This is a genomic window from Paenibacillus cremeus (genome assembly GCF_007786445.1).
Lineage (GTDB): Bacteria > Bacillota > Bacilli > Paenibacillales > NBRC-103111 > Paenibacillus_G > Paenibacillus_G cremeus.
In genome coordinates this window covers 1-11,989 of sequence record NZ_VNJI01000016.1, presented here as the reverse complement: position 1 = coordinate 11,989, position 11,989 = coordinate 1, and the positions used below count along the sequence as shown (strand labels likewise).

7 protein-coding genes and 1 pseudogene are annotated in these 11,989 nt (G+C 52.6%); 1 reads left to right on the top strand and 7 read right to left on the bottom strand.

All coding sequences use genetic code 11. From position 1 onward, the window contains the following. The 7 genes from FPZ49_RS14465 to FPZ49_RS14435 all read right to left on the bottom strand — a co-directional run bounded on the left by FPZ49_RS14465 (position 1) and on the right by FPZ49_RS14435 (position 11,368). The gene (locus tag FPZ49_RS14465; RefSeq protein ID WP_261381412.1) at positions 1–2,244 is read right to left on the bottom strand and encodes a family 43 glycosylhydrolase; all 2,244 of its coding nucleotides are present in this window, start codon (positions 2,242–2,244) and stop codon (positions 1–3) included. A gap of 126 nt (positions 2,245–2,370) precedes the next feature. Beyond that, positions 2,371–4,386, bottom strand: a complete 2,016-nt coding sequence (locus FPZ49_RS14460) for an alpha-L-arabinofuranosidase C-terminal domain-containing protein (protein WP_144847840.1) — start codon at positions 4,384–4,386, stop codon at positions 2,371–2,373. Positions 4,387–4,411: 25 nt separating this feature from the next. Then, the gene (locus FPZ49_RS14455) at positions 4,412–5,305 is read right to left on the bottom strand and encodes a carbohydrate ABC transporter permease (RefSeq protein WP_144847838.1); all 894 of its coding nucleotides are present in this window, start codon (positions 5,303–5,305) and stop codon (positions 4,412–4,414) included. Positions 5,306–5,317: 12 nt separating this feature from the next. After that, entirely contained in the window at positions 5,318–6,274 is a 957-nt protein-coding gene (locus FPZ49_RS14450) for an ABC transporter permease (protein WP_144847836.1), read from the bottom strand. A 27-nt stretch (positions 6,275–6,301) separates the two neighbouring features. Next, on the bottom strand, positions 6,302–7,885 hold the full coding sequence (locus FPZ49_RS14445; RefSeq protein ID WP_144847834.1) for an extracellular solute-binding protein: 1,584 nt from the start codon (positions 7,883–7,885) through the stop codon (positions 6,302–6,304). Positions 7,886–8,008: 123 nt separating this feature from the next. Further along, positions 8,009–9,613 (bottom strand): response regulator, encoded by a 1,605-nt coding sequence (locus FPZ49_RS14440; protein WP_144847832.1) that lies wholly within the window; start codon positions 9,611–9,613, stop codon positions 8,009–8,011. Positions 9,614–9,616: 3 nt separating this feature from the next. After that, positions 9,617–11,368, bottom strand: coding sequence for a sensor histidine kinase (locus FPZ49_RS14435; protein ID WP_144847830.1), 1,752 nt, complete (start codon positions 11,366–11,368; stop codon positions 9,617–9,619). Between the two features lie 182 nt (positions 11,369–11,550). Between FPZ49_RS14435 and FPZ49_RS14430 the strand changes: the two are divergent. Further along, positions 11,551–11,787, top strand: a pseudogene (locus FPZ49_RS14430) (cation transporter); the annotation flags it as partial. Between the last annotated feature and the right edge of the window lie 202 nt (positions 11,788–11,989).

The following is an 11,989-nucleotide window of genomic DNA, read 5'->3' as shown; positions in this document are numbered from 1 at the left end:
CTATTTTTTGGTCACCGTCAAAGGCGAGACCGTCCACGCCGTCGATCCCCCTCGCAGACCTACACGGCCGAGCAGAAACGCGTTCGGATCTGTCCACTTGAGGAGGGGCTCGCTGCTGCTGTCTGCGAAAACCGCCATCGAGGCTCCCTGCAGCTTGACCGTCAGCCGGTGCGTTTCACCGGGCTTAAACGAAAGGGTACCCGATGCCTTTTCCCCGATATTCTCGTAGCTCACTCGGCTCAGCACGACCTTATCGCTGCGAAATGAAAGCGCATAGCCCATGTAGGCATCCTTGACCTGATCCTTGTGATCGGATTCGTTCGACGTCCGCAGCAGCACGCCGATCTCGTCCTTCGTCGCTTCTTTCAGCGTCACGTCGAAGCTAACCGTATAATCCGTCCAGCCCGAGTCGCCGCCGAACCGATTCACTATGCCGACAGCCGTCGGTTTAATGGCCGACTGCTCCGGCACTGGCGCCGTCAAACTCGCCTCCACGTACCGAAGAGAAATCTCGCCCTTGCCCCGGTGCAGCGACAGCCACTGAGGCCCCGCCTTCAGCTGAACCTCGCCCAGCGGCACTTTCATCCACTCCGCACGGTCTGCGAACAAGGAGGCATCCAGCTTGATTTCCTTGGTCACTCCGCCGGCTTCAAGCACCAGCGAGGCTCCCGCTGAAGCTTTGGAAACGTTCGCCGAGAGCAAATAGGTGCCGTCCTGCCGAACATTCACCGGGAACGAAACACCATCCCCCTTGCTCGACAAAACGACGGCATCGCTGCCATCCGGTGTAATGCCTGAGCGAACGCTCGCATGGCCTTCGCGATCGCCATGTACGGCTTCCATCGCGCCAGGCAGCGGCTTGATCGCCTTCATATCGCTGCTGCCGCCTGCATCATTGGAAAAAGCCGTATAATGCAGCTCCGGCTTCGCCCCTTGCGGCCAACCATAGCCGATGCGGCCCGGCTTCGCAGCCATAGAGCCTTGCTCGATTCGCAGCAGCCCGTCCCAGAACAGCTTCGTGCCGGTGCTGTCCGACTCGATGCGGATCGTATGCAGCTTGGTGAGATCAATTCCAACCGCATCCGGCAGCGGCTTTCTGGCAATAACCGTCTCACTGCCACCCGTGCGGTCGATCAGCAGTAGCTCCTTCTTGGCAGCGTCCACGCGGGCTGCACGATAATTCTCCGAATCGCTGTAGGCAAAGATGGCATCGAGCGAAGGTGTCTGAGCATCCTCGAATCGGAAGTTATATTCGGCCGTATATCGGTCCCCCGTGCCCGTACGTGTCAGAAGCGTTTCGCTTCCCCCGGCCGGAGCCTTACGCTCCCACATGTCATCGGCTGGCGCTGCACCCGGCACGTCCCGGAACTCCGGCAGCCTAGGCGCCTCCTGCGGTGTGCCATGCGTCGGGCCCAGCACAGACATTTTGTCTCCGTTAAATACGAGCCGATCCAGGTTCAGTCTGCGCACGGGAGGCCCTTCTGCGGAACGACCGACCAAGTTATGGTACACGATGTAATAAGCGTCCATATCCGGTCCCATCACCGTCGAGCTGTGGCCAAGACCGTTGAAATCCTTCGCGGTGGAGATCAGAATCGGGTTATTCTCTGGTATCGTATAGGTTCCCGTCGGAGAATCGTGATTCACGCCATAATTGACCCGGTAGCCCGCGCTAAACACGTGGTTCCCCGTGTAGGTGATGAAATACCTGCCGTTTCTCTTGATGATCGTGGAGCCTTCCGTCCAATGCCCGAGCGAGGCATTCAACTGCTTATCGGGTCCCATCGTATACGGATCGGTCATCGGGCTCGCCATAATGCCCCCGAATTTGGCGTGGGTGAAATACCACTTCGCGTCGTCGTCGATAAAGACGGAGCCGTCAATCGTCAGTCCCAGATTGTCGGTCTTCTTCACGAACGGCCCGGTCGGCTTATCGCTTTGCAGCACATAATGCCCTTTGCCCGCAGGAGACGTATACATATAAAACGATCCGTTCCAATAGACGACCTCCGGTGCGTAAGCGCTGGTGCTGATCGGCTCCTCCGTAACCAAGCCTTCGTACCGCCAGTGGACCAGATCGTCGGAGCTCCATGCCTTGACCCCGACCTTTCGATCCTTCGTACTGCAGTATAAATAATATTGGCCGTCGTAACGAAGAATGAACGGATCGCCGATGCCGTAATCCTCCCATTCCCCACTCAAGACAAACGGATTTTCATACGTTTGCTTCAAGGTGACCTCCATCCGGTTCGCCCCCTTCTTTCCCCATGGAAGCTGAAGCGAGCCACTCGCCAGAAGAAGAACACAAACAGCGACTATACCCATCCATGCTTTTTTACTCTGTAGTCTCCCTCTCATCAGCCACGAACCTTATCGAGCGACTTCCAGCACGTAGACAGAATGGGCCTTAAGCTCACAGCTCACTCGTCCCTCTGCAAACGGCAATTCATGGGCTGCGCTGACCACAGCGTTCGGAGCCTGCACACTATTGATCGCTTCATAATCGTCCGCGGTTAATTCGAGCAGCCGGGCTGTACCCGATTCAGCAAAACCGCCCAGCGCCACATCGGTCAGCGTATGTTGGAGGCCTCGATTGACTATAAAGATCGTCAGCCGATCTCCACCCGCATTCACGCATGCTACAACGTCTAGATTGGACAGATCCTCCAGCTGCGGTGCCGTTGGCACATGGCTATTCACCTTAAAGCTGCCGCAATCCGTCTGACTCGGAACGACATATCCCAAATCTCGGTTGGCGTACATTTTCATCACTTCATAGGTCGGCGTCCCATACACGGTTAACGATTGACCGCTCCAGCCTGCCGATTTGCCGCGGAACTGATCTGCGAAGTAATCGCCTACTCGAATGCAGCCGCCAAGCCAGCCGTTGACCAGATCGGAGAAGCTGCCAATCTCGACCAAATCGCTGTTGCGGATAAATTCATTCAAATTCGCCGCATTCGCCACTGCCGCTTCCAAGGTGTGCTCGTTCGGGAGCCCTTTGCGGATCGTATTCGGATAGTACATCGTGTTGTATTCCGTGATCGCCAATTTCAGATGAGCATACCGCGTATCGGAGCTGAACACTTCCCGCAATTGACGGATCGATTCCCCTGTCCATTCCGGATAAGAGACCATCGCCTTATAGCGCTCCTCCTTCGGAGTGCTGGCATTCATCCCAAACCGATTGTAGCCGTGATACAGATGCAGCGTTAAGTAATCCATATGCTCGGCGCCCTGCTCCAGCAAAGGCTTGTTCCACTCCATCTTGGTGTGTCCGCAGGCCAGCAGCTTGATCTCGGGATCGACAGCCTTCATCGCTTGCGCAAATTGCACGTAGCGCTCTGCGAACTGCTCCGCGCTGCAATGGCCGACCTGCCAAGGTCCCCAAACCTCATTGCCGATCTCCCAATATTTCACGCCAAACGGCTCGGCATGCCCATGAGCGGCTCTCAATCTTCCCATCGGCGTATCGACATCGCCGTTGCAATATTCAACCCACTCGGCAGCTTCCTCCGGTGTTCCCGAACCATCATTGACACAAATCAGCGGCTCCACCTTCAGCTCGCGGCAAAATTGAATGAACTCATCCGTACCGAAATACTTACTCGTCCAGCCTCCCCATGCCTCATTCATCACACAAGGCCGCTCGTACATCGGACCAATCGCTTGCTGCCAATGATAGGCGCTGATGTAGTTCCCCGCAAGCCGCATCATCCCGGCGTTTAAGTCCCTTGTCAGCTCCACGACTTCTTCGCGAACGATTCCTTTGCTATCGGAAGGCAGCAGCGAAATATGATCCAGCCACAGCATCCCGGTCGAGACATGGTCCAGCCATCGCTCATGCTCCGTAGGTACGTACAGCCTGAACTCCGCATGCTCACAAGTCCGCTTCACCGGAAGACGCGACTCATAATACTTCCAGTTATGGCTGACCAGATCGATCCTCGTAGAACCTAACACATCTCCGCTGTTCCGATCCACGAGCTCGGCTACAACGAACTTGATTTCCACCGAAGCTCTGGCATACAGCTCGAGCGAATAGCCATCCCGATCCTGCTTCACAGCGACGGCCTGGCTAACGCCTGCATACGCTTCGTCATCGCTAAAAATCCGGATCATCTGACTATGGCCGGAATGCCTCGTAGCCGCAGGCTCAAGGGCATAGCGAGTGCTTTTCCCGTTCGTATAAGGACGCCAGCTTCCAGAAAGCCCTCGGTACGTCACGTCCGTGCTTTCAAAATCCATATCCGACAGCGGATAAGCCAGCATGGCATCCATATGATCGCGAATATCTTCCACAAAATGCCCGAAAATATAAGGGTTGATCCGATTGGGACCGACTTGCTTCGTATTGATCTTGATGCTAGCTCTGGATTGCGACATATATAGGAACGCTTCCTTCCATTTTTTATCCTTTTAACGAACCGATCATAACGCCCTTCACAAAATGCCTCTGCACAAACGGATACATAAGCAGCACCGGCAAGCTGGAAATGATGATCACGACATATTTGACGCTCTCCGCCAGCAGAATCTTGGATTCCATCCCGACGTTGCTATCCACCGCATCCGCCTGGCTAACCAGCAGCACTTCGCGCAGCACGAGCTGCAGCGGATACAAATTTTTGCTGCGAATATAGATCAGCGCATTGAAGTACGAATTCCAATGTCCCACGGCATAGAAGAGCACCATGACCGCCAAAATCGGCTTCGACAGCGGCAGAATCACATGAGTGAGCAGCTTCCAGTTCGAGCAGCCGTCGATATGAGCGGCTTCTTGAATTTCCCAAGGAATGCTGGTTTGAAAATAGGTCCGCATGACGATCAAATTATAGGTAGCAATCGCCCCCGGGATAATGAGCGACCACATCGTATCGACCATACCCAAGCTTTTTACTAGGAGATACGACGGAATAAGCCCCCCGCTGAAAAACATCGTCAACGTAACGAAAAACATAATGCCGCCCCGCCCACGCAGATCCGGTCTGGAAAGCGGGTAAGCGGCTAGGGTCGTCATAATCAAATTGATCGCCGTACCGACCGTCGTATAGATAATGCTGTTCAAATAGCCATTCCATATTTTCTCGTTCTCAAACACGTTCTTGTACGCCTCAAGCGTAATTTGCTTCGGAAGCAGCAGCACCTCGCCATTCAATACGAGGGCAGGATCACTGAACGATGCACTGACGATGAAAATGAGCGGGTACAGCACCACAACTAAAATTAGCAGGGCTAATAGGTTCACGACGGCATCGAATACTTGCTCATCCGACTTCCTTTTCTTGATTGGTTGTTCCCTCATCCTTGGCCCTCCTTACCATAAGCTTGTCTCGGCCTTCTTCCGGGCAAAGCGATTGACAAGAATCAGCAGCGCCAGGTTCACCAAGGAATTAAACAAGCCGATGGCCGCTGTGTAGCTGTATTCGCCTTTCAGAATCCCTGTGGTATACACGAAGGTTGAGATGACATCGCTGGATTCCAAATTCAAATTATTTTGCAGTAACAAAATCTTCTCGAAGCCGACATTCATGAAATGTCCGACATCCAGAATGAGCAGGATGACGATGACCGGGAGAATGCCCGGGATGGACACATGCCAAATGCGCCGGAGCCGGCTGGCGCCGTCCATCTTGGCCGCTTCATACAGCTGCGGATTGACTCCGCTGAGCGCGGCAATGTAGATGATCGACTGCCACCCCATATTTTGCCAAATGTTCGTACTGATGAAGATCGTTTTGAACCAAGCCGCCGAGTCCAGAAAACGAACCGGTGACCCGCCGAACGCATGAATGATCGAATTCAAAGGACCTCCCCGCGGAGATAAAAACAGCATGATCATCCCCACCATAACGACGATGGAAATAAAATGGGGAATGTAGGTGATGTTTTGCACGAGTTTGCTAAAGGCCTTGTTCCGGACTTCACTAATAATCAAAGCCAGTATGATCGGAATCGGGAAAGCAAACAACAGTGAAAACAAGTTAATCGAAACGGTGTTCCAGAGCAGTCGCCAGAAATAGTAGGATTCCACAAACCGCTGGAAATGCTCCAGACCCACCCATTTGCTGCCCATAATCCCCTTGGCGGGACTGAAATTTTTAAACGCGATTTGCAATCCGTATAGAGGTCCATAGTGGAATACCAGGTACCAAACAATCGGGATAAGCAGCATCAGGTAGAGATCGTAGCGACTGACAATGGATTTCCAGAGGCTGGAGCGCCTCGATCGGGATCGAGACGCAGCGCCTAGCGTACTAGCTGTACTTTTCATTTATAACCCTCCAGCCATCGCGGGTTCTTATTTTTGCTTCTTGAGGCTGTCGTAAGCGTCCTGGTACAGCTTTTGCAGCTCGTCAATCTTCATTTTTTTGAGTGTCGCCTGGAACTCGCCCCACTTATCGAACGGAAGCGCGCCTGCGATAAACTTGGTGCTTTGCTCTTCGTAATACTTATCGATATCGTTGCGCAGCACGTTTATTTTCTGAGCCGTTTGCTCGTCGAACATCGGAGAGGCGTAGCGAACCTTCGGCATGAACGGATCGAGCTTCTTCTGTGCTTCCTGAACCTGCGGCGGATTGATGTAAGACGCTACCTTCTCACTGATGATGTGCGGCGCCCCGCCTCCGGCGTACGGAGTGATTTTGGACTGATTGCCCGTCGCAAGGAACGCATCCGTATAATAAGGAATGCCGTCGCGCAGCTCATAGTTGTCGCCTTTCCGGCCAAAACGCAGCATCGTGGAGCCTTCGTCACCGAAGAAATAATCCACCCAACGCATCGTCGCCTCCGGATTCTTGTTCACCGAGGTGATCGCAAACGCGCCAAAATCCCTTGGCACCGGAGAAGCCAGCTGCAATCGGTCGCCGTGCGGTCCTTTGAGCGGAGCGATCCCGATATACTGGCTCTCCACTTTGCCATCCAGCATCGGGTTGTTCGTTTGATCGAAGAAGAAGCCCGTATTGCCTGACCCTTGCTTAGCCAAATATTGAGCTTCCTTCTGAGTAAACAGCTCCTGATCGAGCAGCTTTTCCGAATACAGCTTGTTCAAATACATCAGCAGCTCTTTATTGCGGTCACTGCCCATCCAAATATTGACCTTATCGTTCTCAAGGTTAATGTTATACCCCAGCTGGAAGTCCAGACCAAACGAGCCGGCCATGATCGGAACAATGCTGAGGCCGTTACGTGCGGTCATCGGAATCTCGTCTTGCTTGCCGTTGCCGTTCGGATCTTTGTCGCGGAACGCTTTCAATACTTCGTACAGGTCGTCCGTCGTCTCCGGCTCCTTCAGGTTCAGCTTTTTCAGCCAGGCTTGATTGATCCACTTCTTATCCGTTCTTGCAGAGCCCACGGTCACGATGCCTGGGATGGCATAAATATGACCTTCCGGTGTTGTAATCGCAGGACGAATTTCCGGGTAGGCGTCCATGAGCTTTTTCAGGTTCGGGGCGTACTGATCAATTAGCTTTTCCAGTGGAATTAGTTGACCGCCGGAGCCATAGCGAATCGCTTCCAGAGGCGTCAGTCCTGAGCGGTACAACGCATCAGGCAGCTCGTTTGAAGCAAACAACAGGTTCTTTTTCTCGTTAAAGCCGTCCGTCGGCGCCTCGATGAATTCCACTTGGATATTGCTCATTTTTTCATAGTCCTGGAACACCGGCATATCCTTGAACGGCCCATTGGTTGGCGCGATTCGGGTGAACATTTTCAGCTTCAGCGGTTCTTTGACAATCGGAAAGCCTGCTGTAGATACACTATTTGCGGCATCTGCCTTACCCTTGTCCCCGCTTGCCTTGCTCTCCGTACCCGAATTGCATGCGGTAAGCGTCAAGCCGGAAACAACCAAAGTGGAAAGCAGTACCGTCCCCCAATTTTTTTTCATTGTCTGTTCCTCCGATCGAGTTGTTGTCCCTCCAGAAAGATATTAAGAAAGCGCTTTCTATCGGTTGATTTTATTATAGAAAATGTTCCCCCAGCGGAGATTCCAAATATTTGACTTTCCATTCTACTTATTTGACGGTTTCAGGTGATCGATGTAAGCCTGCGGCGTCATCCCTGTAATCAGCTTGAACACTTTAAAAAAGTACGTATAATTCAAAAAGCCGACCTGACTGCTAATTTGCTTCAACGCATAAGAGCCGGACTCCATGAGCTGGCAGCTGGTTTTAATCCGAACGTGGTTTAAAAACTCGGTGAACGTCATCTGGGTTTCCTCTTTGAACAATCGGCTTAAGTAGGAAGGACTCAGACTCAGGGCGCTCGCTGTAAGCTCTAAAGAAATATTGGACGCATAGTTGTCCGTAATGAATTGCACAGCTTTCGCAATATGCCGCGAATAAGCGCCTCCTGCATGCTGCTGCTTGAGCGCCTCTACGACACGAGCGTAGTATTGCTGCAGCCATGGCTCCAGCTCGGCCGCGCTTCCCATTCGCCCCAGCTCACTCCGCGAAGGAAGGAGCCGGTTGTCTTCTGTGAAGGCATGAGGAAGATGACGCTTCATCACCATGTCGACCGAGTGCAGCATTTCACTGACGATCAGCTGTACGGTCATCGCGTAGACAGGATGATGGCGAAGCGATGCAAATATCGTCGAGAGGATCTGGTTGATTCGCTCTTCATTTAATTGCTCCACGAACAGCAGCAGCTGCTTCTGCTCTTCCATAAACAAGGAATCGCGCTGGACTATTGCCCCCGAGCCTTGGTGGAGAAGCTCCTGAATCGACTGCTCGGCCTTGCTGTAGCTGACTCCGACCTGCCTCAAGCTTCCGCATAGCGGCCCTGTAGCGTAGACACATTTGAGGTTAAGGAACTTCTCGAGGGAATGACAAAGGCTGCTGAGCGCCTGATTCATCTGGGTCGTCACCGTGTGCTCGCTTCGATCCGCTGAAGAAAACAGGATGATATAGCGTCCTTCTCCCACATAGGCTACCGTTCGCGAATGAATGTCGCCGATCACCATCTGCATGACATCCATCGCCCGCTCTACGAACCGGTTCTTCTCTACGTCGGTAAGCGTTTCCGTCAACAGCAAGAAGGGAACGATCTGTACGGCTGCGGCCCCATAATTCACGGAATCCGTATAAAGCCTGTTGTCCCGCGCATAAGACTGCAGCTCTTCTCCCGCTTCCTGTCCAGCCCGCGCCAGCTTAGCGACGTGCTCGCGATGCATGACGGGACTGAGCCGTTCCATCATTTTGGTTTGCGCCGTGCGGGCTTCCTGCTCCCGTTCTTCCACCTGCAAATCTTGAGCCGCTCGATTCAGCAGCGACAGCAGGGACGCCGGGTTCAGCCGGTGCTTAAGCAAATAGTCCATCGCTCCGTTCTTGAGACAAGTGCGAACATAGTCGTAATCGTCGAAGCTGCTCAGCATGATCATTTTTACCCTGGGGTATTGATCGTGGATAATTCGGCTAAGCTCCACGCCATCCATGACCGGCATGCTCACATCCATAATGACAATTTGTGGGGTCAGCCGCTCCATCAGTGACAGCGCCATCGCGCCGTTATGCGCTTCGCCGCTTAGAGTGAACCCGTGCTTTTCCCAGTTCAGCATGCTCTTGACGTCGTTGCGCGCCAAGGCATCGTCGTCCACCAATAGTACTTGAAACATGGTCTATTCCTCGAGTAATGGAAAACGAATTAGCACCTTTGTATATAAATCCGGCTCGCTATGGACGGACACACCGTAAGGCTCTCCGTGCAATCGGACGATGCGTTCATGTACATTGCGGACTCCCATCCCGCTGAAGCGCGTGTTGTTCTGGCCGCCTCTCGCCTCAAACAACGCCTCGATCTGCTCCTTCGACATCCCCTTGCCATTATCTCTGACCTCGATTCTCAGCTCATGGTGCTGCCGCTCGATTCGAATGTGTACCAAGCCGCTCTGCTCGGAGGAAGAGATGCCGTGAATAATGGCATTTTCCACGATGGGCTGCAGCATCAGCTTTAATACCCGGCATTGCAGCAGCTCCTCCTGCTCGACGTCGATATGAAGGTGGATCGGCTCTACATATTTGTATTTTTCAATCGTGACGTAGCTTCGGACATACTGAAGCTCGTCTTCCAGCGAGAGATACTCATTCGAATTACCCAATACGCCGCGCATCAGCTCGATCAGCGATTCGGATACCTCCACAATGTTCGGAACCCCGTTGAGCTTGGCCAAATATTTGACCGTATTGAGCGTGTTGTATAGAAAATGCGGTCGAATTTGCGCCTGCAGGACAGCGAGCTCCGCCTCCCGCTTCTCCCTCTCGGTTCGCACAATCCCTTCGAGTGAGCGCCTCAGCTCCTCTACCATTCGTTTGAACGCCTGATAGAGCTGGCCGATTTCGTCCCTGGAATGAATTTCGGCTGCCGGCAGCGTCAAATTGCCCTCCATCACCCGCATCATCATGGATCGCAGCATCCGAATATTTTTCGTAATTCTGGAGGAGACCTGCAGCGTCCCGATGACGATAATGACAAACACGATAATGGCGACCTCAGCCAACACATTGCGGATCCGCACCGTTTCATTTAAAAGCGATTTCATCGGAATTAACGCCAGCGTAGACCATCCGGTATAATCCGATGTCCGGCTGACGGCCAGATAGCTTTTCCCGTGAATAACCCGTTCCACCGAGCCGCTCGAGCCGGCCAGCTCCTGATTGAGCTTCAGAATCGTATCCTTATCCATTGCGCTGGTCTTGGGCTCATAGATGAACTCGTTCTTCTCGTCCACCACGTACAGCATACTGTCCGGTGTCGGCTTCACATCATAGATCTTCTTAATGAAGTCATCATTGAGATCAAACATGACGATCCCGATCGTCTTCATGTTATACCTCAGCTCGCGGCCGGTCACAATGGAGCTGCTGCCGGTTTGATGAAAATAAGCGCGGCCTGAGCCATGCTCCAGAAAATATTGCATCATCGGCGTCTTGATAATGCTCTTATCGAGCCAAGGGGACCCGACGTGAAACACCTTCCCGCTGAGTCCAATGACGGCTACCCGCGAAATATACGGCTTATAGGCTATCACCGCGGATAGAAATTCCTCGATTCGCTTCTGCTCTTGAAACCATTCGTAGCTAGGCTCCTCGGTATCGCTTTGCAAGGTGGAGAGCACCGTGTTATTAGTGGCGACCACCGTATTTAACCGATTGATTTCCTCCAGCCGAAGATTTAACGATTCGTCCGCCTGCCGGATGCTGTCCGTAACGGACGTAAACGCGTTGTTTTTAACATTTTCTCTCATGTACAAATAAACGATGCTGGTCACGGCCGCAATTCCGAGCAGCGTAACTAAGCTGAACGCGACGAAGATTTTTCCTTGAATGCTGCCCGTGGGCGAAATCAGCTTTTTAATGGAAAATAATTTCATGAGGCTAGGCACCTTCCTCCCTATCATCGATACTAGAAGAGTCGCGGGCCGGTTTGAATACAATTGTGGGCTCGAAAAGTGAGGATTTCGGACATCTTGAAACCGTCTTCCGCGCAAGGCGTAAATATTCTGGAGCAATGGTGGAAAACTAACCCAACCATGACCAAGGCTTAGGAGGAATTATGGAATCGGAACCGGAAGAAGAAAGTTTAGTACAGCTGATCAAGAAAGGAAATAAATCCTCTGCAGTGGCGATGATCGGCAACGCCGTCATTGCGGCCATTAAAGGGGTAGCTGCAGCCTACAGCGGCAGCGGCGCGATGTTTGCTTCTGCGATGCACTCGTTTGCGGATGCGATCAATCAAGGCTTTGTATTTGTCGGCAGTGTCCTGTCGGAGAAAAAGCCTACTCGTCAATTCGAGGCCACTGAAGAACTTACGTTTTTTTCCTGGCCGGCGAGTTCAACCAAAAAGAAGACATTTATTCCCATTTTGTAGAGGAGATGTCTTCTTTTTTTGACCCTATTCGGTTGTATTCCTCAATGATCCTTAGTCGGCTATTCTCAATATCCGCTTTAGATTCACCGCAAATATGGCCATCGCACCTTGCAACTGCATGCCA